A 25365-nucleotide genomic window follows, 5' to 3' on the forward strand; every position below is an offset into this window, starting at 1 on the left:
TCAATCATTGAACCGACACGAAAACCCGTGCACCCCCCCGCCCCCCGGAAGGACAAGGCCATGACCGGCCTCGACTCCCCCACCACGGCAGACGCCACCGCGGCCGCGGCCGAACCCGCGCCCCCGACCTCGGCTTCGGCCGCATCCGAAGGCGGCACGGCCCGTCCACGGGAAGGACTCCGGGACTCGCCGCCACGCCCCCGGGCCACCCTCGCGGTGACCAGCGCCGCCACCGCCGTGGCCCTGATGACGTACACGGCGCCGATGGTCACGCTCCCCGAGACCGCGGCCGCCCTGCACACCCCCCTCTCGGCCCAGGCCTGGCTGCTCAACGGCACCCCGCTGGGCCTGGCCGCGCTGCTCCTGGTGGCCGGCAGCCTGGCCGACGACCACGGCCGCCGCCGCGTCTTCCTCGCCGGCACGCTCGCCCTGGGCCTGACCACGGTCCTCGGCGCCTTCTCGACCTCCACCTGGCAGTTCACGTCGGCCCGCATCGCCCAGGGCGCGGCGAGCGCGGCGCTCCTGGCCAGCAGCCTGGGTCTCATCGTCCACGCCTTCCCGACCGCGCGCGGCCGGCTCCACGCGACCGGCGTCTGGGGCGCGTTCGTGAGCGGTGGCATCGCGGTCGGCCCCCTGGTCTCGGGCGCCCTGCCGAACTGGCGCATCGGATACGGCGTCCTGGGCGCGGCGGCCCTGGTGGTCACGGCGCTCGGCGCGCGCGCCCTGTCCGAGTCGCGCGCCCCGAGGCCCGGCCGCCCGGACGTTCCCGGCGCCCTGGCCTTCGGACTGGCCCTCATCGCCCTGGTGGCGGCCCTGACCCTGGGCCGGGACGGCTGGCTCCGCCCCTCGGTGGGCGTCCTGCTCGCGGCGGCGGTGCTGCTGGTCGGGGTCTTCGTGGCGGTGGAGCGCCGTACGGCCGGCCCCATGATCGACCTGTCCCTGCTGCGCCACCCGCCCTTCCTGGCGTCCTCGGCGGGCGGCCTGTTCACGGGCCTCGCGGTGATCGGCCTGTTCAGCTTCCTGCCCGCCCTGCTGCAGCAGAACCTCCACCTGTCCCCTCTCGCCACGGCCTGGCTGTTCCTGCTCTGGTCGGGCCTGAGTTTCGCCGTCGCGCTCCTGGCACGGCACCTGGCGGGCCGGCTCTCCCCCCGCCGCCAACTGGCCCTCGGTTTCGTCCTGCACGCGGTCGCCGTCCTGACGATGCTCGGCGCGATCGGCTCCGGTTCCTGGGTACGCCTGCTCCCCGGACTGCTGGTGGGCGGCGTGGGCAGCGGACTGCTGAACGCGGCCCTGCCGCTGGTCGCCGTCGAATCCGTACCGGCGCAGCGGGCGGCCATGGGCTCGGGCGCCCAGCAGACCTTCCGCTACATCGGCTCCTGCGCGGGCGTCGCCCTGACGATCGCGATCGCCACGTCGGCGGCGAGCCCGGCGCGCGGCGCGAACGTGGCGTTGCTGGTGTCGGCGGGCCTGGCCGCGGCCGGCACGCTGACAGTGGCGGCGGCGCGGGGAGGACGCTGAGGGCGGCGGCCGGGCGGAGGCGGTCGGGGGGGGCCGCGTGGGGGCGGGCGCGCCGAGGCGGTCGCGCGGGGGCGCTGCGGGGCGGGCGCGGGGGCGCAGCGGGGGCGGGCGTACCTGGGGCGGTCGCGGCGGGCCGATGAACCGGCCGAGGACGCGGACCCGCCCGCGCGTCCGACGGACCACCACCGGGCACCCTGGCCAGCAGATACCTCACGTTCGTCACCGCCCGGCAGTACGGTGTCCCCCATGCGCCCCGACACGCCGCCCGCCGACAACGCCGACACCGTCGACCACGCCGCCGAAGCGGCCCGCCTGGAGCGGACCGCCGGCCTGTACCCCGAGGACGCCGAGGCCCTGCTGCTCCGGGCCGCCGCGCACCTGGAACTGTCCGGCGACCGCCCCGCCGCGACGGCCCTGTACGACCGTCTGCTCTCCTCCGGCGACGGCCTGGAGAACCCCCACCTGGTCCGCGCCCTGAAGGCCTCCAACCTGTGGGAGTACGACCACGAGGCGGAGGCGAGGGCGATCATCGAGGGCATCCGCACGGCGGCCCCCCGCAACCCGGCCCCCTGGGTGATCATCGCGGAGTCCCTGGAGTCCCACGACGAACTGGAGTCGGCGCACAAGACGTTCACGGAGGCGGTGGACCTGATCCTCAGGGACGTCCCGGAACCCCCGTACGCCACGCACCCCCTCCTCTTCGGCCGCCACCGGGTCCGCCGCATGCTGGGCGCGGCCCACGACGACTGGGACACCCTGGCCGACACCCTGAACACCGCCCCGGTCTCCCTGGACGAACTCCACGACCCCAAACGCGTCTGGTCCCTCGGCTCCGACAACCCGGCGGAACTCCGGGCCGAACTGGTCCGCCTGCGCGCCGAACTCGGCACCTACCGTGAGGCCCTCTCCCGCCCCTTCCCGGTCGCGGTCCTCCACTGGCCGACCCAGGAGCTGCAAGAACTGCTCACGGCCTACCCGGACCTCACCACGGAGTACCCCTCCCACGAGACCCACCTGGCGACCATAGAGGCGTCCCTGCGAGAACTGGCCGCCTCCGGCACCCAGAACCTCGGCATCGTCTCCGGCACCCTCCCCTCCTACGAGGCCTTCGCCGCCTCGGAGGGCTCGTCCCCGTCGGACCCGACCCTGCTTCCGCAGTACGCGACGACGCTGGCGGCCCGCGGGCGGGCGGTGGCGTGGCCGCCGCAGCAGGGCACTCCGTGCTGGTGCGGCTCGGAAGGACCGTACGAGACGTGCCACGGCACACCAACAAGCTGAGCCGAAGGACAGTTACTTTGGCCGTGGGGTTGGCGCTGGATGTGGCCGCGCTTCTGTGAACGGGTCCGGTTCCGGCGCGCAGACCAATTACTCGTCTTCGGCCCCTACTTCCCTGCATCGCGGGCAGCGGCACGGCGCGAACGGCGCCAGCGTCAGCAGTGAGGGCTCCGGCAAGTCGTCGTAGGGCACGATCACGGTGGCGCGCGGCTCGCTCACGGTGCCCGCACGGTTGACCGAGTAGACCCTGATGGTCATCTTGGCACGGGGCGTGCGGTCCGGCTCGGGAACGGTAGTTTGCATGCTGTCGGCGCTCCTCAGCAGCGTTGGCCATGCCCCGGGGCCGTTCGCGCGGCCGCCGGGGTCAACTGTCGTTACCGCCGGAATCGTTGCCTGGCTCCCTCGGACGGAGGAACCACCCCCAACGGGCACTTCAGGACGTCCTGAACGCAGTAGAACGTCCCTAGGAACGTCTCGATCCCTGAGGGAGACTGCATGCCGAACGAGAGGCTGAGGGCTGTCATGGCAGCGGGAGGCTGGACCTATGAAGCCCTTGCGGCGAAGACCGAGGTGGATCCCAAGTCCGTCGAGCGATGGGTCAATCTGAACCGAGTACCGCGGCGGACTACCGCCTTACGCGCCGCGGAAATCCTGGGAGAAGACGTGCACGCCCTGTGGCCCGCCATCCGGCAACCTCGCAAAGCCCGCGGTGTCAGCCCCGACCTCGAAGCGCTGTACACGCAACGCGCCGACCTGCCCGTCTCCGTGTTCATCGACCTCTTCGAGCAGGCTCGCCAGCGCATCGACGTTCTTGTCTACGCTGCCGTCTTCCTCCACGAGGCCTATCCGAAGCTGAACACGCTGCTGACCGAACGGGCGGCCGAGGGCTGCACCGTGCGGATCGCGGTCGGCGACGCCGACAGTCCCAACGTCCGGCAGCGCGGACGGGAGGAGCGCTACGGCCACGGCATCGACTCCCGCTGCCGCCTTGCCCTGATGCACTACCAACCGCTGGCCGGCACAGCCGGCATCGAGCTACGCACCCACGGCGCAACGCTGTACAACTCCCTGTACCGTGCCGATGACCAGATGCTCGTCAACACCCACGTGTGGGGCGTCAACGCGTACGCGGCTCCCGTATGGCATCTGCGGCGCAGCACCGAGGGGGGCATGTTCGACACGTACGCCGCGAGCTTCGACGCGGTGTGGGACACGGCCCGGCCGGTGGAGGGATAGCCGATGGCGCGTACGGAGTACTACGACGATCCCAACGCCCCCAAGCCGAACAGCCTGGTAGTCGCCGCTTCGGCGGTGGTCACCGACGAGGCGGGGCGCATCCTGCTCCAACGCCGCCGGGACAACGGGCTGTGGGCGCTGCCGGGTGGCGGCATGGAGATGGACGACTCGCTGCCGGGCACGGCCGTGCGCGAGGTGAAGGAGGAGACCGGCCTGGACGTCGAGATCACGGGCCTTGTGGGCACCTACACCGATCCACGGCATGTGATCGCCTACACGGACGGCGAGGTTCGGCGCCAGTTCAACGTGTGCTTCACCGCCCGCATCACGGGTGGGGAACTGGCGCTCTCCGACGAGTCGATGGAGCTGCGGTTCATCGCCCCGGACGAGTTGGGGACGCTGCCCATGCATCACACACAGCGGCTGCGCATCCGGCACTTCCTCGAGCGCCGTCGCGAGCCTTACCTGGGGTAAAGGGTGGGCACGACCCTCCGTTGTCAGTGCGCCCTGTTACAACAGATGCACAGTGCACATTGGCGTGCGGTCGAGGGGGTCGTGGTGGCGCAGGCACGGGAGCAGGGCAAGCCCATTGCCGGGGTGTACGAGAAGCTGATCACCCAGCGGGTACACGATGAGCTGGGGCAGCTCGAGGCCATGGGGTGGAAGGCCATCGACGCACCGGTCAGCGAAGAGTCCTCCCCCCATGTGCTGGCGCGTCACATCAGCGAAGTGATCACCCACAGGCTCAACCAGCTCCCGCCGGACAAGCATGTGCCCTTCGCCAACCGGCTCCTTAGGTCACTGGCGGCGGACACCCTCGCTCAGAGCGACCCCGAGCCCATAAGCACACTCGTGGAAGGCCCGCGGCAACTGCTGGCGCTGGCCCAGCAGGAGGCACCGGGGGCCTACGCCGTCCGCCCGCTCACCCCGCTGTCCGAGACATCTCTCCTCACCAACTCGCCGGAAGACCTCAGCCTGGGCGCCGAGCTGCGGGCCGAGCTCGCGACCGCTGACCGCATCGACCTGATCTGCGCCTTCGTGAAGTGGTACGGGATCCGGGTCCTGGAGGACGCGCTGCGCGCCGCCAAGGAACGGAACGTGAAGATCCGGGTCATCACGACCACGTACATGGGTGCCACCGACCGTCACGCCCTCGACCGTCTGGTCCGGAACTTCGGTGCCACGGTGAAGGTCAACTACGAGACGAGATCCACGCGCCTGCACGCCAAGGCATGGCTTTTCGGGCGTGACACCGGCTTCGACACCGCCTACGTCGGCAGCTCCAACCTGTCCCGAGCCGCACTGCTCGACGGCCTGGAGTGGAACGTACGGCTGTCGTCCGTCGCCACGCCCGCGGTACTGGACAAGTTCGAGGCGACGTTCGACGCGTACTGGAACGACACCGCCTTCGAGACATACGACCCCGACCTGCACAGCGAGCGTCTCGACGAAGCCCTGGCCCAGGCCGGCGGCCGCACACAGGGCACCGATCTGAGAATCAACCTCTCAGGTCTCGCAGTGCGGCCGTTCCCCCACCAGCAGGACATGCTGGAGCGGCTCAGGGTCGAACGGGAGATCCGCGGACGCCACCGCAACCTACTGGTCGCGGCCACCGGTACAGGCAAGACGGTCATGGCCGCCCTCGACTATCGCAACCAGTGCGAGCGGTCGGCGAACGGGCGCCCGCGTCTGCTGTTCGTGGCCCATCGCAAGGAGATCCTCAACCAGTCGCTGCGCACATACCAGGAAGTGCTGGTCGACGCTTCCTTCGGTGAGCTGCTGCACGAGGGCGAGGATCCCCGCGAGTGGAGTCACGTCTTCGCCAGCGTCCAGTCGCTCAACCTCCGGCGCCTTGAGCAGTTGGCTCCCGATCACTTCGACATCATCGTCATCGACGAGTTCCACCACGCCACGGCAGCGACGTATCGCCGGGTGATCGACCACTTCGAACCCAAGGAGCTGCTGGGCCTGACCGCGACTCCGGAGCGAATGGACGGGCTCAACGTCCAGGACGAGTTCTTCGAGGGGCGCATCGCCGCCGAGATGCGGCTGTGGGAAGCCCTGGAGAACGACCTGCTCTGCCCCTTCCACTACTTCGGCATCCCGGACGGCACGGACCTGAGAAACCTGGGCTGGCAGCGGGGCACATACGCTGATCAGGGCCTCGACAACCTGTACACGGGCAACACGGCTCGTGGCCGGATCGTGCTGAAGCAGATCCGGGACAAGGTGTCCAACCCTGGCGCCATGCGGGCACTCGGTTTCTGCGTGAGCAAGGCACACGCCCGCTTCATGGCGGACTTCTTTCGCCAGGCCAACTTCAAGGCGATGGCGCTCGACAGCGACTCACCCGATGACGTGCGCGCCCAGGCACTACGCGACCTCCGCGACGGCCAGCTTCAGGTGATCTTCTCCGTCGACCTGTTCAACGAGGGCCTCGACATCCCCGACGTCGACACACTGCTCCTTCTCCGCCCCACCAACAGCGCCACGATCTTCCTCCAGCAACTGGGACGCGGTCTGCGCCGAACCGCGACCAAACCGGTCCTCACCGTGCTCGACTTCATCGGCCAGCACCGGGCGGAGTTCCGCTTCGAGGAGCAGTTCCGCGCACTGACGAACCTGTCCCGCAACCGCCTCGTCGACCACATCGAGCACGACTTCCCGCAGTTGCCGTCCGGCTGCCAGATCATCCTGGAAGGCAAGTCGAAGGAACTGGTCCTCGACAACATCCGAACCCAACTGGGCGCCACCGTGAAGACACTGGCGAAGGAGGCCAGGGCCTTCAGCACTCCGCGTCTAGCCGACTACCTCCGGGAAAGCCGCCGGGAGATCAAGGAGCTGTACAAGAACGGCAACTCATGGACGACGGTCCTGCGGCGCGCCGGCATGCTCGATGAAACCGCACCCCAGGGTGAGGACTCCCTGCTCAAGCGCGTCCACGCGTTCCTCCACGTGGACGATCCGGAACGCGCTCAGGCCTACCTGCACCTCCTCGAGGACGACGCTCCGAGATACGAGGACCTCGACGCCACACACCAGTCGTACGCCCGCATGCTGTTCTTCAACCTCTGGGACAACGCGGGTGGCTTCAAGGGCTTTCAGGAAGGCCTCGAGTCGCTGCGCCGCCAGCAGACGTTCCGCGACGAACTCAGGCAGGTTCTGTCGTACGTCATCGATCAGGCGGACCACTTCCCCATCCCGCTGACCGGACGCCTCAGCCAGGCACCGCTGAAGGTACACAGCTCCTACAACCGCTCCGAAATCCTTGCGGCCCTCGGTGTGGCCCGCTTCGGCGGCCAGATGCCTCGGTCCTGGTCGCAAGGTGTCCAGTGGACCGAGGAGTTCCAGACGGATGCCCTGTTCATCACCTCGGAGAAGAACGAGAAGGACTTCTCCCCCACGGTCCGCTACAAGGATTACGCACTCAGCCCGACCCTCTTCCACTGGGAATCCCAGAACGCGACGGCCGCCGACTCACCCACCGGGCTGCGCTATCGGCATCACAAGCAGCGCGGCAGCCATGTACTGCTGTTCCTGCGCCGCTACAAGAACTCCGACATAGGCAAGTCCCAGCCTTGGATGCTCCTGGGCCCTGCAACCTATGAGGACCACACCGGCAGCAAGCCCATGGCCATCAAGTGGCGCCTGAAACACGCACTCCCGGCAGACGTGTGGACGTACTCGGCCATCACGGCGAGTTAGCCAGGGCGATCCGAGCGGGTCCACCGATGGTGCCCGCTCGCCCATCGACGGACCCCAAGCCTTGCAGGAGCCCTACGCCGCCAAGGCTCGGACCGAAGCCGAGCCATGCACCGCCCGGTAACCCGGTTGCGACCGACTTGGCCACCTGAGTGAAGATGCCCGCATGAGTGATGAGACGGATGCGGTACGGGCAGCGATCGCGGGCGAACTGCGCCTCATGGACCCCGAGGTGCGCGCGTCGCGCTCGCTTGCCCGGCGACTCCTGGACCCTGAGTTCGTGGAGGTCGGCGCTTCGGGACGGCGGTGGACGTATGACGAGATGCTCGCCGCGATGCCCGAGATGGACGGTGCGGTGGAAAGCGGTCCACGGTACGAGCCTTCAGGATTCACCGGTGTCCTGCTGGCTCCCGGGCTGGTGCACGTGACCTACGAGACCGTACTGGACGGAAACCGGGTACGGCGCAGTTCGCTCTGGCGCAAGCAGGGTGCAGACGCGACCTGGCGGATGTACTACCACCAGGCCACGCCCGTCCCGTTCGGCAGCGTGTGATCGCGAGTCTCGGAGAGTGATCGTTCCGGAATTCCGGGGTGCGCGCGCGTTCGAACTCAGCTGACGCCTGTGCCGCAGTCGGTGCGGATGACGGCGCTGGCTGCCGTGGAGTCGTCCGCCTCGATGCCCGCGACCTCGACCGTCACCGCGAGTCGGTAGTTGTACGTGCCGACCCGTCCGTCCGGGCAGGGCACCGAGACCAGCCCGTGGTCCTGATGCTGCTGACGCGTCCAGGCGGTGTGGCCGGGCTTGCTGTAGCCGCGCCAGCCTGACCAGCTGTCCCGCTGGATCTCGTAGCGCTGTCGCATGCGTGCCGGACGTTCGGAGCAGCGGGTGCGGAAGCCGGCGGAGTGGATCCGGGCGCGCGGCTCGGCTCCGCCCAGGACGATCTCACCGTCCTGGCCGATCCGCGAGACGCTGGTGGTGCACCACCAGCCGTGCACCTTGATGATCCGGACGTTGTCGCATTCGAACTGGCTGCCAGGCGCACGGTAGTCGGTGGTCCGTACCGCCTTGGGGTCTTTCGGCGCGGCGCCGACATCGCCGATGGTCATGCGCAGGGAACCGTCGGCCAGTTCCTCGGCCCGCCACGCAATCTTCGTCTGAAGGGGCCGGGGGGTGGCGGACGAGCCGGCCGTGCGGGAAGTCGCGCTGTGGGAGGCACAGGGGGCCGCCGTTACCGGGAGCGCTCGGGGGTGTGCGGCCCTGGACCCGGACCGGCAGCCGGTGACGGCGACGAGGGAGCCCACCGCTATGACGGTCAGGACGGTGCGGTTCATCAATGCTCTCCCCAGGGCGTTCGGCGCTCCTTGATCCTGGCCTGTCCGGTGCGGCGGGCCCAGATCCGATCTCTTTCGTGACACGGGCGCAACGTACCGGCCGGCCGTCTGCCTTGGCTGCACGGTGCCGGCGTGCGACACACCTCCCTCGTACACCTCCACAACACCGCCACACTCCCGGAGTTGACCGCCGCCGCCTGCCTCACCTGGTCGAACACGGTGGCCACCGCCAGTGGTTCAGCGCCTTCTGGCGGTGGCCGGAGGCTCCGTGGGCGTGACCGTAGGTCCGTGGGGGTGCCCGTGGGTGTTACCGGACCGCGGGCAGTTCCGCCCTGCCGAACAGCAGCGCGTAGCCCGGCGGGAGTTGGGCCAGGATGCGGTTCAGCAGGTTCGGGTCCAGCATGTCGGCCAGGACGCTCAGGACCGAGCTGACGTCCCAGCGGGCCGTGGCCGGGGTGGAGCCCTCGATGCGGGCCGCCGCCGTCTCGACGAACTCCGGTGCGGTGAGGGGACGGGTGACCGGGATCTGGGAGGCGATCAGCCGCGCCGCTTCCCGGGGGAGGGTCTGGGCCAGGTCCACTCGCTCCTCGCCGGTCACATGGCCACCCAGGGCCGAGAGGACGATGCGGGTGATCCGTTCGGCCTCCGCTCTCGTCGCGTACTGGCCGGCGTCCCTCACCTTCTCGGTCAGCTCCCGCCACCGGCGCTGTTCCACCGGTTCGTCACCGCGCGCGGCGTTCGCCCCGCGCCTCGCCGTCTCGACCGGTGCCGTCGTCGCGATCATTCTGTCGTCTCCTCCGCATGGGTCCGTCCGGGCAGGGACACGTCACGGCGGCGCCCGCGGGGGTGCCACAGCGGCACCAGGTCCGCGGGACGCCTCTTGCGAGCCGCTTTCGCCGCGGCCGCCGGCTCGGGTGCTCAGCCGGTCAGCTGCTTGCGTCCGCCGCCTCCGGTGATCTGGATCTTGCGCGGCTTGGCCTCTTCGGCCACCGGGATGCGCAGTGTGAGGACGCCTGCCTCGTACGACGCGTCGATGCGTTCGGTGTCGAGGGTCTCGGCCAGGAACAGCCGGCGGGTGAACGTGCCCGTCGGACGTTCGGCGACGATCAGTTCGGCGTCCTCCGGGGCGGGGGACCTGCGCTCGGCGCGGACGGTGAGCACGCTGCGTTCGACGTCGATGTCGATGGTCTCCGGGTCGACTCCTGGGAGGTCGACATGGACCAGGAAGTCGTCTGCGGAGCGGTAGGCCTCCATGGCCATCCCGCCGGGACGGTCCGGGCCGAAGACCTGCTGCGCGAGGTGGTCGAACTCGCGGAACGGGTCGGAACGCATGAGCATCACGGGTCACTCCCCTCGTGCGGCACTGTTGTGCGATGCCCTACGTCCCCTTATATAGCTCGCAGGACGAAAACTTGACAAGCCCGGACTCAGGTTCGCGCGGTGGCCGCACGCGGAGGTGCGGATCAGGCGGGGTCGGGCGCCGGGGCCCGCGCTGGGGCCGGCCTCAGACCCGGACCCGGCCGCGGCCGAGCCCGGGCCCGGCTGCACCGAGGCCCAGGTTCGGCCGCGGCCGGCCCACGGCCCGGTCGCGTCCAGGCCTGGTGTCAGCCGAACATGCCCGGCTGGTAGTCGCCCGCCGGCTGCTGGACGATGACGTTCACGCGGTTGTAGGCGTTGATGAGGGCGATCAGGGAGACCAAGGCGGCCAGTTGGTCCTCGTCGTAGTGCTTGGCGGCGTTCTCCCAGACCTCGTCGCTCACGCCGCCGGCCGCGTCCGCGATCCGGGTGCCCTGCTCGACCAGTTCCAGGGCGGCGCGCTCGGCGTCGGTGAAGACCGTCGCCTCGCGCCAGGCCGCGACCAGGAGAAGGCGCTGCGCGTCCTCCCCGGCGTGCAGGGCGTCCTTGGTGTGCATGTCGGTGCAGAAGCCGCAGCCGTTGATCTGGCTGGCGCGGATCTTCACCAACTCCTGTGTCGCGTGCGGCAGCGTCGAGTCCGACAGGACCTTGCCCGCGGAGTTGATGTAGCGGAGGAACTTGTTCGCGACGTCGTTTCCGAAGAGGTTGATACGGGCTTCCATCGTGGGCTCCTTGCTCGGCGTTCGGTTCGTTGCTTCGTCGCTCGTGCTTCGTCGCTCGTTGTTCGTTCACTGGTCGCCGTTCCGGCGTTGCACAGGTACGACGGAGGCCGGTCCCGGTGTGTGACAGCTCCGCCCGGACAATCGATGTGACCTGCGTCTCATCCGGCGGGCGGGCGGCTCGCGGTCCGGAGGGGCGGCCGATCGGCGCACGGTTGTACGGGTTAGCCTCGGTTTGCTCGACTTCTGTTCGATGTTTTCGGGAGGCAGTGATGGCGAAGGTCGCGGCGAAGGTACCCCCGGCGGTGGTCGCCGCCGGTGGGCTCGTCGGCGGGTACGGCGTGGCCCGGTGGACCAAGAAGCGGCAGCTGGGCGGGGCCGTACTGGCCGTCGCCGGGGCGGCCGCCGCACAGCAGTGGCGGCAGCGGGCGGGCGGGAAGGCGGCCGGGGCGCTCACCGCCGCCTACGTCGCCGCGTTCGCCGGGTCGCACCCGCTGGCCAAGAAGATGGGCGCCTGGCCGTCCGTGTTCACCGTCGCGGGTGCGGTCGCACTCGCCTCCTGGGCCGTCGCCGACCGGCGCCAGCCGTAGGCGCGGGTTCCGGTTCCGGCCCGGCGTCAGGTGGCCCGCCGTCGATCAGGCCCGCCGCCGTCACAGGTCAGGTGCGCCGCCCGGCCAGGCCCGCCGTCGGGTCAGGCCGGTCTCGACGACGGGGGTGTGACGTCCGGGGGCGTGCTGCCCGGTTGGCCCCCGCCCTTGGTGGCCGCCTTCGCCTTCTGCGCCACCGCCGTCAGCGGCTTGGCGATGTCCTCCAGGGAGCGGCGTTCGGCGGCGACCGCGAGGAAGGCGGCCACCAGGCCGGCCGCGCACATCAGCGCGGCGCCGATGGAGAAGGCGAGGACCGTGTCGCCGACCCTGCCGGTGCCGGTGAGGTCGGCGAAGAGCAGCGGTCCGCTGATGCCGCCGGCCGCGGTGCCGATGGAGTAGAAGAAAGCGATGGACATCGCCCTGGTCTCCATCGGGAAGATCTCGGAGACGGTCAGATAGGCGCTGGAGGCGCCGGCCGAGGCGAAGAACAGCACCACGCACCAGCAGACCGTCAGCGTGACGGCGCTCAGCACGCCGCTGTGGAACAGCCAGGCCGTGCCGAAGAGGAACACGCCGGACAGCAGATAGGTGGAGGAGATCATCACCCGGCGGCCGACCGCGTCGAAGAGCTTGCCCAGCAGCAGCGGGCCCATGAAGTTGCCGACCGCGATGACGGCGAAGTAGTAGCCGGTGTGGTCGGCGGGGACGTCGAAGAACTTGGTCAGGATGGCGCCGAAGCCGAAGGTGATCGCGTTGTAGAGGAAGGCCTGGCCGATGAAGAGCGAGAAGCCGAGGACGGCCCGCCTGCGGTAGTCGGCGAAGACGGTGCGGGCGATCTCGACGAAGCTGATGCTCTTGCGCTGGTGGATGGTGATCTCGCCGTGCGGCTCGGGCAGCGACTCACCCCTCTCCGCCTCGACGCGGCTCTCGATGTCGGCCACCACCTCCTCGGCCTCGCGGTCCCGGCCGTGGATCAGCAGCCAGCGCGGGCTCTCGGGGACATGGCGGCGGACCAGGAGGATCACCAGGGCGAGGACGGCGCCCAGGGCGAACGTCATCCGCCAGCCGACGTCGGCGGCCAGGATGCCGGTGTTCAGCGCGAGGATCGACAGCAGGGAACCCGCCACGGCGCCGACCCAGAAGCTGCCGTTGATGATCAGGTCGACGCGTCCCCGGTAGTTCGCGGGGATCAGCTCGTCGATCGCGGAGTTGATCGCCGCGTACTCACCGCCGATCCCGAAGCCCGTCAAGAAGCGGAAGAGGAAGAACCACCAGGCCTGGAAGGAGATCGCGGTCAGCGCCGTCGCCGCGAGATACACCGCCAGGGTGATCATGAAGAGCTTCTTGCGGCCCCAGCGGTCGGTCAGCCGGCCCCAGAAGAGGGCGCCGATGCAGGCGCCCGCCACATAGAGGGCCGCCGCCACACCCGTGACCTGACCCGAGGTGATCGACAGCCCGCTGCCGGGCTCCGACAGCCGGCCGGCGATGTTGCCCACGACGGTGACTTCCAGGCCGTCGAGGATCCACACGGTGCCGAGACCGACGACGATCGTCCAGTGCCAGCGCGACCAGGGGAGGCGGTCGAGCCGGGCGGGAATGCTGGTGGTCACGGTACGGCCGGTGGCGGCTTCGGCGGTGGCCATGGGCTCCCTCCTCGTCGAGCGGAACGCCATGCGGGTTCCCCCCGAGTGAACGGATCACGCCAGGGGCACCGCCGACCGGCCTATCCGGCCGTCGCAAACCGGCCACGGCCCCCGGCCCACCCTGTCTCCACGCTCGTTCGCCCTACGCCCCCAGCACCCGCGTCACCGTGTAGATCAGCAGCCCCGCCAGCGAGCCCACCACCGTGCCGTTGATGCGGATGAACTGGAGGTCGCGGCCGATGTGGGCCTCGATCTTGCGGGTGGTGTGCTCGGCGTCCCAGCTCGCCACCGTGTCGGTGATCAGGGAGGTGATCTCCTTGCGGTACGTCGTCACCACGTAGACCGCCGCGCCCTCCACCCAGCGGTCCACCTTTCCCTGCGCCTTGGGGTCCACGGCCATCCGGGAGCCCAGGGAGAGCAGCGAGGCCCGCACGCGCAGGCGCAGCTCGCTCCGCTCGTCCTCCGCCGCCGCGACGATCATGGATCGTACGGCCGTCCAGGCGGACGCGATCAGGTCCTGGACCTCGCCCCGGCCCAGCACGTCGCCCTTGAGCCGCTCCACCCGCGCGCGCGTGTCGCTGTCGGACTGGAGGTCGGAGGCGAAGTCGGTGAGGAAGCGGTCCAGCGCACCGCGCGCGGGGTGGCCGGGCATGTCCCGCATCTCGGTGACGAAGCGCAGCAGTTCCTTGTAGACGCGCTCCCCGACCTTGCGGTCGACGAACTTCGGGGTCCAGCCGGGCGCACCGCCCTGCACCGCGTCCATCACGGAGTCGCCGTGCAGCACCAGCCAGTCGTGCGCACGTGTGACGACCAGGTCCACGGCGCGTCTGTGGCCGCCGTCGGCGACGATCTTCTCCAGCATCTTGCCGAGGCCGGGCGCTATCTCCTGCGCGCCCGCCCGGCGGGTGATCGCCTCGCCGACCACCGCCTGCACATCCGAGTCGCGCAGCACCGTCAGGGCGCCGCGCAGCGCGGTGGCCAGCTCGGCCGTCACCCGGTCCGCGTGCTCCGGGCGGGCGAGCCAGGCGCCCAGGCGGCTGCCGATCCCCACGGCGCGCAGCCGCAGCCGTACGACGTCCTCGGAGAGGAAGTTCTCGCCGACGAACTCACCCAGTGAGACGCCGAGCTGGTCCTTCTTGGTGGGGATGATCGCGGTGTGCGGGATGGGCAGGCCCAGGGGGTGGCGGAACAGGGCGGTGACGGCGAACCAGTCGGCGAGCGCGCCCACCATGCCCGCCTCGGTCGCCGCGGCGACGTAGCCCGCCCAGGCGCCCGCGCCCTGGTGCTCGGACCACTTGGCCAGGACGTAGACCACGGCCACGAACAGCAGTAGTCCGGTCGCGGTCAGCTTCATCCGGCGCACACCGCGCCGGCGCTCCTCGTCGGCGGGGCTGAACACGGTCATCGCGCGACGCGGGACGGCGGCCTCGGCCTCCGCCTGCGCCTGCGCCGCTTCCGGGCCGGCCTGTGTCGTTGGTTCCATCCACCGTTCCATCCACTCGACCCGTTCGGCTCCGATCCGTTCGGCTCCGATCCGGTCGGCTCCGATCCGGTCGGTTCCGAGTCGGTCCACCCGTCCGGTCGGCCGGTCCGATCCGATCGATCGGACCACTCCGGTCGATCGGTCCGCTCCGGTCGATCGGTCCGATGCGGTCCGCCGGTACGCCAGTCCTCCGGTTCGCTCCGGCCGGTCCTCCGACTCGCTCCGGTCAGTCGTCCGGCTCGCTCCGGTCAGTCGTCCGGCTCGCTCCGGTCAGTCGTCCGGCTCGCTCCGATCCGCTTCGATCCGCTCCATCCCGGTCCGTAGGGTCCCGGCCGCAACCGGGGTACTCCGGAGCCTGCGGGTCCACCCGTTCGATGATCGCCCGCGGGCCCCGTACACAATTGTCCCTGCCTGACCGACTCCCGGAACGCGACAGAAGTTCCCGGCGTCTGTCGGATGAGGAGCGGAGCGCCGGGCTCCCGCCCGCCGGAGGAGAGCATCACCCATATGACCAGGCCTCACGGCTACGGCCTGCTCGCCGCGATCGTCGCGCTGATCGTGGCCGCTTCCGCCGCTCTGTACGGCGTGCTCGCCTCCGACGACGGCACGTCCGAGGACCACCTCGCCCCCCGGCACGGCCCGCACGACTCCGCCGCACCCGCCTCCACCGCCGTGTGGGTGGGAGCTTGGGCCGCCGCCCCTGCCGCCGCCGAACCCGGCACGGAGCCCGCCGGCATGGTGAACCGTTCGGTGCGCAACGTGGTGCACACGAGCGTCGGGGGTACGAGTGCCCGAATAACCCTGTCCAATCTCTACGGCCAGTCGCCGCTGAGCATCACCCACGCCTCGATCGCCGTCGCCGCCCGAGGCACCCGCACCCGCACCGGCACCGCGGCCGCCGCCCCGGGCACGATGCGACGGCTCACCTTCTCCGGCGCGCCGAGCGTCGTCGTCCCGCCGGGCGGGCAGGTGGTCAGCGACGCCGTCCGCATCGCCGTGCCGCAGGACGCGGACGTCCTGGTCACCACCTACTCCCCCACCCCCTCCGGCCCGGTCACCTACCATCCGCGCGCCCGCCAGACCTCCTACCTCGCCCAGGGCGACCACACCGAGGACACCACCGGCACGCCGTACACCGAGCGGACGCCGTACTGGCGCTACCTGACCGCACTGGACCTGCTCGGCGACCGGGCGGACGGGACCGTCGTCGTCCTCGGCGACTCGATCACCGACGGCATCACCTCGACCGCCGACGCCAACCACCGCTGGACCGACGTCCTGGCGGAGCGGCTGCGCGCCGCCGTCGCCGCGGGCCGGGACGTGCCCCGCTACAGCGTCGTCAACGAGGGCATCAGCGGCAATCGGATACTCGCCGACGGGCCCGGTCGGCCGGCGGACAACCCCAGCGGGCCGCGCCGCTTCTCCCGGGACGTGCTGGAGCGCACGAACGCCCGCGTCGTCGTGGTCGACCTCGGCATCAACGACATCCTGCGCGACCGGCAGCCGCCGGCCCCGGCGAAGATCGTCGCCGGGCTGCGGGCCCTGGTGCGGCAGGCCCACGCGCACGGGCTCAAGGTCGTCGGCGCGACCCTGACGCCCGTCGGGGGCCGCCCCGAGTGGACGGCGGCCCGGGAGGCGGTGCGGCAGCAGGTCAACGACGCCGTCCGGGCCGGCGGGGTGTACGACGCCGTCGTCGACTTCGACCGGGCGCTGCGGGACCCCTCCGACCCGCACCGGCTGCGCGCGGTGTACGACTCCGGGGACCATCTGCACCCCAGCGACCAGGGGTATCGCAGGATGGGCGCGGTGTTCGACCTCGAGGACCTGCGCGCGGCGGTACGGACCGGGGTCTGAGCCGCCGGACGACGCGGACGGGGTCCGGGACGGCGACGGCGCGGACGGGGAGCGGGACGGGATTCGGGACGGCGGTGACGCCGGTGACGCCCACGGGAGTACCGGACGGCGACGGCGGCGACGCGGGTGCGGGACGCCGGGGCGTCAGTGGTGGCCGTGGTGACGGCGGCGGTCGCGCTGCTCCCAGCGCTCCTCGCGGCGGGCCGCCTGGAGTTCGCGGCGCTCGGCCCGGCGGTCCAGTCTCTCCTGGCGGCGCTCTTCCTTCAGGCGCAGCCGTTCCGTCCGGGTGAGCTTGCGCTCCACGCCCACGCCGCCCCAGAAGGCGAAGCCCGTCACGATCACGCGCGGGGCGCCCGGCTCCCCCGGTACGCCCTCCTCACGGTGGTCGAAGCCGCCCATGATGCCGATGCCGCGCACGATCACCTCGACGCCGGGCGGCACGATGATCTGCATCCCGCCCATGATCGCCACACAGTTGATCTCGACGTCGCGGTCGGCGAAGTTGGCCTCGCGCAGGTCGATCTCGCCCCCGCCCCAGAACGCGAAGCAGTTGAACCGCTTGGGCACGGTCCAGGCACCCTTGCGCTGGAACCCGGACATGACGGCGACGGCCCACGACGAGGAGCCCTCACCGCCGACCACGCGGCCCGCCCAACTCCCGTTCTCCGCAGGCGCCTTGTGCAGGGACACCGCAGGGGCGGCGGCCTGCGCGGCGGGCAGGTCACGGGTGAGCGGGGCCAGTTCCCCGTAGGTGCGCGCCTTGTAGGCCCCCTCCAGGCGCTCCTCGAACTCCGCCATGTCCAGGCGTCCTTCGGCGAGGGCGTCCCGCAGGACCTCGGCGACTCGTTCACGATCGGCGTCGGAGGCGCGCAGCTCCGGGGCATCGTCGGTCATGGGGAGCAGCCTACGAGTTCCCCGCGCGCCAGGCTACGACACCGCACGCTCCGCACCGGCCGGCGAACCAGCGTACATCTTGGCGATCACCGCCTCGATGTCCGGCTCCCGCACCGACAGGTCCACCAGCGGGTACCGGTCCGCGATCCGCGCCACCAGCGGCGCCGCCGACTCGGCGGCCGGGAAGGCCAGCCACTGCCGGGGCCCCTCGACGCGCACCACCCGCGTGCCCGGCACCTCGATCGGCGGCAGTTCCCGCTCCAGGTCGACCACGAGCGTGCGTTCGCTCTCGCCCGCCTCGTGCAGTCCGGCGAGGGGCCCGTCGTACATCAGGCGGCCGTGGTCGATGACCATCACCCGCGAGCACAACTGCTCGATGTCCTGGAGGTCGTGCGTGGTCAGCAGCACCGTCGTCCCGTGCTCGGCGTTCAGGTCGCGCAGGAACCCGCGCACTTTGGCCCTGCTGATGACGTCCAGTCCGATGGTCGGCTCGTCCAGGTAGAGGACGTCCGGGTCGTGCAGCAGGGCCGCCGCGATGTCCCCGCGCATGCGCTGGCCGAGGGAGAGCTGGCGCACGGGGACGTCCAGCAGGCCGGCCAGTTCGAGGAGTTCGACACAGCGGTCGAGGTTCTCGCGGTAACGGGCGTCGGGGATGCGGTACATGCGGTGCATCAGCCGGTAGGAGTCGATCAGCGGCAGGTCCCACCACAGCGTCGTGCGCTGCCCGAACACCACCCCGATGCGCTGCGCGAGCCGGGTCCGCTCACGGGAGGGGTCGATGCCGGCGACGCGCAGCCGGCCGCCGCTGGGGGTGAGAATGCCCGTGAGCATCTTGATCGTCGTCGACTTGCCGGCGCCGTTCGGTCCGATGTAGCCGACCATCTCGCCGCGTGCCACGGAGAAGGAGATCCCGTCGACCGCGCGCACCCGCCGCCGCTCACGCTTGAGGAAACCGGTCTTCTTGCGCACGTCGAAGACCTTCTCGACGCGGTCGAGTTCGATGAACGCCCCGTCCGGCCCGCCGCTCCATCCGTCCCGTTCCATGGGCTCCACGTCCCTTCAGCTTCCCGTGCTCCGGTACGAGCGCAGCCCCACGCGCCAGGCGAGCCCCGCCAGCGCACAGCAGCCGGCCGCCACCAGCGGCGAGGCGAACGCCGTCCACCACGGCAGCGCCAGCGGATACGGCCGCCCGAGCACGTAGCTCGCGGGCAGCCAGTTGACGAACGCCAGCGGCAGCACGAACGTCACCCCGCGCACCAGCTCCCGCGCGAACACCGTCGGCGGATACTGGAGCAGCGTGGTGCCGCCGTAGGTGAAGGCGTTCTGCACCTCGGAGGCGTCCTGTGCCACGAACTGGAAGGCCGCCCCGGCGACGAACACCGCGCCGAAGATCCCCGCACCACCCAGCATCATCAGCGGCATCAGCAGCACCTTCGGGGCCGTCCAGTGCACGTCCAGCGAGCCGAGGCCGTAGGCCAGCACGAGGGCGCCCTGCGTGACACGGCCCAGGCGCCGCAGCGCGAACCGGTCCGCGGCGACCTGCGCGAGCACCGGGGCCGGGCGCACCAGCAGCGTGTCCAGCGTGCCGTCGCGCACCCGCCGGCCCAGCCGGTCCATCGAGCCGATCGCGAGGTCGGCCAGCCCGAAGGAGATGCTGGTCAGCCCGTAGAGGAAGGCGATCTCCGGCAGCGTGTAGCCGCCGAGGGCGTCCACGCGGGAGAACATCAGCAGGATCGCCACGAAGTCCAGCGCGGTCGCCGCGAAGTTCCCGAGCGTGGTCATGACGAAGGAGGCCCGGTAGGCCATCGTGGAGCGCAGCCACATCCCGGCGATCAGGCGGTAGGCCCGCAGACCGTCAGCCAGGCGGCTGCGGGACACGGGTCCGGGTGAAAGTGCGGGTGCCGGTGCGGCCTCGGTCTCCTCGTCCGCGGGGCGCCCCTGGGGTCCCACTCCTGTGATCTCAGCCACCTTGGACCACCACCCGCCGGGTCGCCGCCGACTGCAGCAGCCGCCCGGCCGCCAGCAGCGCCACCGCCCACGCTCCTTGGAACGCGTACGTGCTCAGCGGGTCGGCGTGCCCCAGCAGCACGTCGGCCGGGGCCTGCAGCAGCGAGGACCACGGCAGCGCCCGGACCACCTCGCCGAGCGCACCCGGGAAGACGTTCAGCGGCAGCAGCATCCCCGAGCAGAAGTACCCGGCCAGCCACGCCATCTGCACCACGCCGGTCCCGTCCATCAGCCAGAACGCGCTCAGCGCGACCAGGAACCTGATCCCGAAGCTCACCAGCATCGCCGGCAGCACGGCACCCAGGAACGCCGCCCAGGTCAGCGGATCGGTGGGCAGCGCCACCGGGAAGAACAGCGCCCCGAACACGAAGGGCACGATCCCGCGCCCCACCAGCTGGAACGTCGCGCGGCCCAGGTCGGCCGCCAGCCACCACAGCTGGAGGTCGGCGGGCCGGTACAGATCGACGGCGATGTCACCCGTACGGATGCGTTCCATCAGTTCGTCCTCGACGCCGCCGCCGCCGATCGCGAGCGTGGACAGAAAGGCCTGTCCCAGCCACACGTACGTCACGGCCTGCGCTCGGTCGTACCCGCCCAGGTGCGGGCGGACATCCCACAGCGCAAGGTACGTGTACACCAGAATCAGCCCGAAAACCGTGTTCGTGAACACCCCGGCCGCCGTGGCCGCCCGATACGTCGCGTACCGTCTGAATCCCCCCGCCGCGACGGCCGCGTACAACCGTCCAGCGCCCACGTCACGCCCTCCAAGGTCCGCCGACACCGAAGCGCAGGAGCCTAGTGCGCACGCGAGGCGACGTGCCACGCGTTTTCCGCCTCGGACAATTGCCCGAGACCGGGAACGGAACGCTTGGTACGAGAGTCTTCATCTGGGGGCGCACAAGGCGCATGAGGGCGTACGGCGACGTACGACGCGAAACAGGAGTCCGTGCACGAGATGAGCGACGAGCCGCAGCCGCAGGCCGAGCAGCCACAGGCGGAGGCCCAGCCGCAGCCGCGGTCCGCCGAACCGGAGGCGACCGCGGACCGGCCCGGCCCACCCCGGCCGCCGGAGCCCGCACCCGGACCCCGGCCCGCGACCGCGGGCGAGGGCACCGCCGGGACCGCCGACCGGGAGCCCGAGGGCTCCACGGGGCGGCACCCTGCCGGAGGCGCCGGAGAGGGTGCCGAGGGGACTGCCGGGGAGGATGCCGGGGGTTCCGCGGCCCGGGACGGCGCGGGAGCCGCCGGGCGGCGCGGCGCCGGATCGACGGCGCAGGACTCCGCCCGGACCGCCGGACAGGACCGCGACGAGTCCGCGGGCCGGAGCCGCGCGGAGGCCGGCGCGGGTGAGCGGCCGGGTGGCGCCCGCGGCGACCGATTCGAGAGGGCGGCCGGGAGCCCGGCGGGAGACGCGGACAGCTCCACCGCCGAGAGCACGGGCGCCTCGGCGGCGGATGGCGACGGCAGCCGGGGCGCCGCCGTGGACGAGCGCGCGCGTTCCGCCGAGGGAGGCGACACCGGGGCCGCCGGGCGGGGTGACGGCAACACCCCCGCGACCGACCGCGCCACGGCCGCCGACGCGCGGCCGGCCGGGGCACCCACGACGGGCGGGCGCCCCGGCGACCCCGCGGACCGCGACACGGGCGACCGCGACGAGGACCACCGCGGCACGGGCGACCGCGGGAAGCCCACGGGCCCAGCCGAGGACACCGCCGTCCTCAGGCCCTCATGGGCCGCCACCGGTCCCGGTGCCGCCACGAACCACGGCACCGGCAACCGCCACGACCCCGCCCCCGCCTCCGGAACGGAGGACACCACCGTCCTCAGGCCCTCATGGGCCGCAGGTGCCGGCGCTGCGGGCGGTCCCGGCGCGACCGCCCGCACGGGGGCCGCCGGCCAGGCCGGCCCGGTGGGCAGCCCCGCGGGCGGCCCACCGGCGGGCCGCCCGGCCACCCCCGGTACGGACGGGCCGGCGGCACAGCTCCCCGCCGACGGCGGTGGGAACGAGCGGCCCCAGCCGCCCCAGCGGCCCGAGCAGTCGAAGCGGAACAAGCGGAACAAGCGGACCGGATGGCGGCGGCTGGTGCCGACCTGGCGGATGCTTCTCGGCGGGTTCCTCACCGTCCTGCTGCTGGTGATCGGCGCGTTCATCCTCGGGTACTCCCTGGTCAAGATCCCGCCCGCCAACGCCCTGGCCATGAAGCAGGCCAACGTCTACCTCTACGCGGACGGCACCGAGATCGCCCGCGACGGCGACATCAACCGGGAGAACGTCACCCTCGCCCAGGTCTCCAAGGACGCCCAGCACGCCGTACTGGCCGCCGAGGACCGCGACTTCTACACCGAGTCCGCCGTCGACCCCAAGGCGATGATCCGCGCCGGCTGGAACACCGCCACCGGCAAGGGCAAGCAGTCCGGCTCCACGATCACCCAGCAGTACGTGAAGAACTACTACCTGGGGCAGGAACAGACCGTCACCCGCAAGGTGAAGGAGTTCTTCATCGCGATCAAGCTGGACCGCAACGAGTCCAAGGACAAGATCCTCGAGGGCTACCTCAACACCAGCTACTTCGGCCGCAACGCCTACGGCATCCAGGCCGCCGCCCAGGCCTACTACGGCGTCAAGGCCAAGGACCTCGACCCGGCCCGCGCCGCCTACCTCGCCGCGCTCGTCAACGCGCCCAGCGAGTACGACGTCACCGCGCACCCCGAGAACAAGGCCGCCGCCGTCGCCCGCTGGAACTACGTCCTGGACGGCATGGTCAAGGAGAACTGGCTCAGCGCCTCGGAGCGGGCCGGCCTGAAGTTCCCCATGCCGAAGGAGGCCACCGTCCCCACCAACATGGCCGGGCAGCGCGGCTACCTCGTCCGCGCCGTGAAGGACTACCTCGCCAAGAACCACATCCTCAGCGAGGACGAACTGGCCGCGGGCGGCTACCGCATCACCACCACGATTCAGAGGAGCAAGCAGAACGCCTTCGTCAAGGCCGTCGACGACCAGGTGATGAGCAAGCTGGACAAGAAGAACAACCCCGTCGACAAGTACGTCCGCGCGGGCGGCGCCGCCGTCGACCCCAAGACCGGCGAGGTCGTGGCGCTGTACGGCGGCATCGACTACGTCAAGCAGTTCACCAACAACGCCACCCGCAGGGACTTCCAGGTCGGCTCCACCTTCAAGCCGTTCGTCCTCACCGCCGCCGTCCAGAACCACTCCGACACCGCGGACGGCCGCCCCATCACCCCCAACACGATCTACGACGGCACCAACAAGCGGCCCGTGCAGGGCTGGAACGGCGGCTACTACGCCCCCGAGAACGAGGACCAGCGCTCCTACGGCAACATCACCGTCCGCGAGGCCACCGACAAGTCCGTCAACGCGGTGTACGCGCAGATGGCCGTCGACGTGGGCGCCGACAAGGTGAAGGACACCGCCATCGCCCTCGGCGTGCCCTCCGACACCCCGGAGCTGATCGGCAGCCCGTCCATCGCGCTCGGCGTGGCCCGGGCCAGCGTCCTCGACATGGCCGAGGCCTACGCGACCCTCGCCAACCACGGCAAGCACGGCACGTACACGATCATCAAGAAGATCACCAAGGACGGCGCCGACGTCGTGGAACTGCCCGAGCGGAGCGCCACGCAGGCCGTCAGCCGCGAGGCCGCCGACACCACCACCGCGGTCCTTCAGTCCGTCGTCCAGAACGGCACCGGCTCTCCCGCGCTGGCGATCGGCCGCCCGGCCGCCGCGAAGACCGGCACCGCCGAGAACGACCAGGCCGCCTGGTTCGCCGGCTACACCCCCGACCTGGCCACCGTGGTCTCCGTCATGGGCCAGGACCCGGTCACCGCCGCCCACAAGCCGCTCTACGGCGCCCTGGGACTGGCCCGGATCAACGGTAGCGGCCCGCCCGGCAGCATCTGGGCCCAGTTCATGGGCGACGCCCTGAAGAACACCCTGGCGTCCGACTTCGACCTCCGGGTGCAGCCCGGCGCCGACCGGACCCAGCCGCCGCCGTCCAGCGACACGGCGCAGACGCCCGGCACCGGCGACCAGGACAACGGCGGCACCACCGGCCCGGACACCGGCGACCAGGACACCCAGGGCCAGGACCAGGACCAGGGCTGGACGCAGGGCCAGACCGGCGGCACCACGGGCGACACCACCGGTACCCCCGGCGACACCACCGGCGGCGACACCACCGCGGGCACCACGACCACCGGAGGCACCGACACGGGCACCACCACAGGCGCGGGAGGCAGCACCCCGACCACCGGCGGCACCGGCGGATCCACCCCCACCACAGGCGGCGGCACCACCGGCGGCAACAGTCCGAGCGGCGGCGCCACCGGCGACGGCGGGACGACCACCGGCACCGACGCGGGCACCTGGGGAGGCCAGAACCCCCTGATGCCGGCCCACTAGAGGGCTTGTGGTGACAGTCCCGTCGTCCGCCCGGAGGGCGGGGCAGGCGGGACTGTCACCACACGTCCTAGTGCCCGGAGGTGACCTTCAGCCCCACCACGGCCACCAGCAGCAGACACACGAAGAAGATCCGGGCGGCGGTCGCCGGCTCCCCCAGCACCGCCATGCCGAGCACCGCCGCCCCGGCCGCCCCGATGCCCACCCACACGCCGTAGGCGGTGCCGATGGGCAGGGAGCGGGAGGCGTAGGACAGCAGCAGCATGCTCGCGACGATCCCCGCCCCGGTCAGCACGCTGGGGACGGGCCGGGTGAAGCCCTCGCTGTACTTCATCCCGATCGACCAGCCGACCTCCAGCAGACCGGCGACGACGAGCAGAACCCAGGCCACGACGGGCACCTCCGAGACGATTCACTGACGAACGGGGGTGCGTCGTCTTTGCCTGCATCCCGGTACGGCGCGTCTCGTCGGGCTTCTCCGAGACTAGCAAGCCGAACAAAACGGCCGAGCAGCACGACAAAGGGGCCGGCGACCACGGTCACCGGCCCCTCGGGCCCGGTCACTCACGGATGCGGACGGGCCTGGTCACTTCACAGATACAGACCGGTGGAGTCCTCCGACCCCTCGAACCGGTCCGCGGCCACGGCGTGCAGATCGCGCTCGCGCATCAGCACGTACGCGGTGCCGCGCACCTCCACCTCGGCCCGGTCCTCCGGGTCGAACAGGACCCGGTCGCCCGGCTCCACGGTCCGCACGTTCTGTCCCACCGCGACGACCTCCGCCCAGGCCAGCCGGCGCCCCACCGCCGCCGTGGCGGGAATCAGGATGCCGCCGCCCGAACGACGCTCGCCCTCGCCCGTCTCCTGCCGGACCAGCACCCGGTCGTGCAGCATCCGGATGGGCAGCTTGTCGTGATGGGTGCTGTGCTCGTTTCTGTTGGCGCTCACGCCTCGAACCTACCTGCCTTCAGCATGTCCGTCCGCCGCTGGGTCAGCCCCGGCGCCTGCGCGCGCCCAGGGCGAGCAGCCCGACGACTCCCACGGCGACCAGCGCGACCGGCACGATCCGCTCCAGGCGAGGCGCGCCGTCCCCGTCGAGGAACTGGGCGCGCACATCGCTGACGACCCGGTTGACCTGCACATAGGCCCGGCCCAGGGTGTGGTCGACCTGGGAGGTCACCTTGGCCGTGGCGTCCGCGACGATGGTCTTCGGGTGCACCCGCACGCCGATCTCGTCGAGCGTCTCGGCCAGCACCTCGCGACGGCGCCTGATGTCCGCCTCGATCTCAGCCGGGGTCCTGGTGTCCGCCGTGTCCGCCACCGTACCGCCTCCGCAGTCCAC

General features: G+C 71.2%; 23 protein-coding genes and 1 riboswitch. Of the genes, 9 read left to right on the forward strand and 14 right to left on the reverse strand.

From position 1 onward, the window contains the following. Positions 1-60: 60 nt before the first annotated feature. Together ACWDUZ_RS12125 and ACWDUZ_RS12130 are read left to right on the forward strand one after the other, a co-directional pair. Positions 61-1518, forward strand: coding sequence for an MFS transporter (locus tag ACWDUZ_RS12125; RefSeq protein WP_451631717.1), 1458 nt, complete (start codon positions 61-63; stop codon positions 1516-1518). A 246-nt stretch (positions 1519-1764) separates the two neighbouring features. Next, a complete protein-coding gene (locus tag ACWDUZ_RS12130; RefSeq protein ID WP_451631718.1) occupies positions 1765-2796 on the forward strand; it encodes an SEC-C domain-containing protein in 1032 nt (343 codons plus the stop codon). An 87-nt stretch (positions 2797-2883) separates the two neighbouring features. Here ACWDUZ_RS12130 and ACWDUZ_RS12135 read toward each other — a convergent pair whose 3' ends face one another. After that, on the reverse strand, positions 2884-3096 hold the full coding sequence (locus ACWDUZ_RS12135) for a hypothetical protein (protein WP_451631719.1): 213 nt from the start codon (positions 3094-3096) through the stop codon (positions 2884-2886). Positions 3097-3288: 192 nt separating this feature from the next. Here ACWDUZ_RS12135 and ACWDUZ_RS12140 point away from each other — a divergent pair, with 192 nt between their 5' ends. From ACWDUZ_RS12140 to ACWDUZ_RS12155, 4 genes are all read left to right on the forward strand, one after another. After that, the gene (locus ACWDUZ_RS12140) at positions 3289-4029 is read left to right on the forward strand and encodes an XRE family transcriptional regulator (protein ID WP_451631720.1); all 741 of its coding nucleotides are present in this window, start codon (positions 3289-3291) and stop codon (positions 4027-4029) included. Positions 4030-4032: 3 nt separating this feature from the next. After that, positions 4033-4503, forward strand: a complete 471-nt coding sequence (locus ACWDUZ_RS12145) for an NUDIX domain-containing protein (protein ID WP_451631721.1) — start codon at positions 4033-4035, stop codon at positions 4501-4503. Positions 4504-4584: 81 nt separating this feature from the next. Then, positions 4585-7734 (forward strand): DUF3427 domain-containing protein, encoded by a 3150-nt coding sequence (locus tag ACWDUZ_RS12150; RefSeq protein WP_451631837.1) that lies wholly within the window; start codon positions 4585-4587, stop codon positions 7732-7734. Positions 7735-7897: 163 nt separating this feature from the next. Continuing rightward, positions 7898-8284 carry a nuclear transport factor 2 family protein gene (locus ACWDUZ_RS12155; protein ID WP_451631722.1) on the forward strand — a complete coding sequence of 129 codons (387 nt, stop codon included), beginning with the start codon at positions 7898-7900 and terminating at the stop codon, positions 8282-8284. A gap of 56 nt (positions 8285-8340) precedes the next feature. On the opposite strand, the gene ACWDUZ_RS12160 is transcribed toward ACWDUZ_RS12155, so the two are convergent. From ACWDUZ_RS12160 to ACWDUZ_RS12175, 4 genes are all read right to left on the reverse strand, one after another. Continuing rightward, positions 8341-9063, reverse strand: a complete 723-nt coding sequence (locus ACWDUZ_RS12160) for a hypothetical protein (RefSeq protein WP_451631723.1) — start codon at positions 9061-9063, stop codon at positions 8341-8343. Positions 9064-9370: 307 nt separating this feature from the next. Further along, positions 9371-9847: a DUF2267 domain-containing protein gene (locus tag ACWDUZ_RS12165; RefSeq protein ID WP_451631724.1), complete on the reverse strand. Its 477-nt coding sequence runs from the start codon at positions 9845-9847 to the stop codon at positions 9371-9373. A gap of 134 nt (positions 9848-9981) precedes the next feature. Then, the gene (locus ACWDUZ_RS12170; protein ID WP_451631725.1) at positions 9982-10401 is read right to left on the reverse strand and encodes an Hsp20/alpha crystallin family protein; all 420 of its coding nucleotides are present in this window, start codon (positions 10399-10401) and stop codon (positions 9982-9984) included. Between the two features lie 266 nt (positions 10402-10667). After that, complete coding sequence (locus ACWDUZ_RS12175; RefSeq protein ID WP_451631726.1) at positions 10668-11141, reverse strand: carboxymuconolactone decarboxylase family protein; 474 nt, start codon at positions 11139-11141, stop codon at positions 10668-10670. Positions 11142-11410: 269 nt separating this feature from the next. Between ACWDUZ_RS12175 and ACWDUZ_RS12180 the strand changes: the two genes are divergently transcribed. Then, complete coding sequence (locus tag ACWDUZ_RS12180; protein ID WP_451631727.1) at positions 11411-11728, forward strand: hypothetical protein; 318 nt, start codon at positions 11411-11413, stop codon at positions 11726-11728. A 101-nt stretch (positions 11729-11829) separates the two neighbouring features. On the opposite strand, the gene ACWDUZ_RS12185 is transcribed toward ACWDUZ_RS12180, so the two are convergent. Further along, complete coding sequence (locus ACWDUZ_RS12185) at positions 11830-13368, reverse strand: MFS transporter (protein WP_451631728.1); 1539 nt, start codon at positions 13366-13368, stop codon at positions 11830-11832. 142 nt (positions 13369-13510) lie between these two features. Continuing rightward, the gene (locus tag ACWDUZ_RS12190; RefSeq protein WP_451631838.1) at positions 13511-14863 is read right to left on the reverse strand and encodes a DUF445 domain-containing protein; all 1353 of its coding nucleotides are present in this window, start codon (positions 14861-14863) and stop codon (positions 13511-13513) included. 495 nt (positions 14864-15358) lie between these two features. Between ACWDUZ_RS12190 and ACWDUZ_RS12195 the strand changes: the two genes are divergently transcribed. Beyond that, positions 15359-16705: an SGNH/GDSL hydrolase family protein gene (locus ACWDUZ_RS12195; protein WP_451631729.1), complete on the forward strand. Its 1347-nt coding sequence runs from the start codon at positions 15359-15361 to the stop codon at positions 16703-16705. Between the two features lie 144 nt (positions 16706-16849). On the opposite strand, the gene ACWDUZ_RS12200 is transcribed toward ACWDUZ_RS12195, so the two are convergent. The 4 genes from ACWDUZ_RS12200 to ACWDUZ_RS12215 form a co-directional block, all read right to left on the reverse strand. After that, entirely contained in the window at positions 16850-17599 is a 750-nt protein-coding gene (locus ACWDUZ_RS12200; protein WP_451631730.1) for a DUF1707 SHOCT-like domain-containing protein, read from the reverse strand. Positions 17600-17632: 33 nt separating this feature from the next. After that, the gene (locus tag ACWDUZ_RS12205; RefSeq protein ID WP_451631731.1) at positions 17633-18643 is read right to left on the reverse strand and encodes an ABC transporter ATP-binding protein; all 1011 of its coding nucleotides are present in this window, start codon (positions 18641-18643) and stop codon (positions 17633-17635) included. 15 nt (positions 18644-18658) lie between these two features. Then, positions 18659-19477, reverse strand: a complete 819-nt coding sequence (locus ACWDUZ_RS12210; RefSeq protein ID WP_451631732.1) for an ABC transporter permease — start codon at positions 19475-19477, stop codon at positions 18659-18661. A gap of 82 nt (positions 19478-19559) precedes the next feature. Continuing rightward, positions 19560-20360: an ABC transporter permease gene (locus ACWDUZ_RS12215; protein ID WP_451631733.1), complete on the reverse strand. Its 801-nt coding sequence runs from the start codon at positions 20358-20360 to the stop codon at positions 19560-19562. A gap of 1344 nt (positions 20361-21704) precedes the next feature. On the opposite strand from ACWDUZ_RS12215, the gene ACWDUZ_RS12220 reads away from it, so the two are divergent. After that, the gene (locus tag ACWDUZ_RS12220; protein WP_451631839.1) at positions 21705-24026 is read left to right on the forward strand and encodes a transglycosylase domain-containing protein; all 2322 of its coding nucleotides are present in this window, start codon (positions 21705-21707) and stop codon (positions 24024-24026) included. A gap of 67 nt (positions 24027-24093) precedes the next feature. Here ACWDUZ_RS12220 and ACWDUZ_RS12225 read toward each other — a convergent pair whose 3' ends face one another. From ACWDUZ_RS12225 to ACWDUZ_RS12235, 3 genes are all read right to left on the reverse strand, one after another. Next, positions 24094-24414 (reverse strand): DMT family transporter, encoded by a 321-nt coding sequence (locus tag ACWDUZ_RS12225; protein WP_451631734.1) that lies wholly within the window; start codon positions 24412-24414, stop codon positions 24094-24096. Positions 24415-24450: 36 nt separating this feature from the next. After that, a riboswitch (guanidine-III (ykkC-III) riboswitch) is annotated at positions 24451-24512 on the reverse strand. Between the two features lie 102 nt (positions 24513-24614). Then, a complete protein-coding gene (locus ACWDUZ_RS12230; RefSeq protein WP_030167393.1) occupies positions 24615-24971 on the reverse strand; it encodes a GroES family chaperonin in 357 nt (118 codons plus the stop codon). Positions 24972-25014: 43 nt separating this feature from the next. After that, positions 25015-25344 (reverse strand): DUF3618 domain-containing protein, encoded by a 330-nt coding sequence (locus ACWDUZ_RS12235; RefSeq protein ID WP_451631735.1) that lies wholly within the window; start codon positions 25342-25344, stop codon positions 25015-25017. Between the last annotated feature and the right edge of the window lie 21 nt (positions 25345-25365).

The organism is Streptomyces sp. NPDC003393, assembly GCF_053589015.1.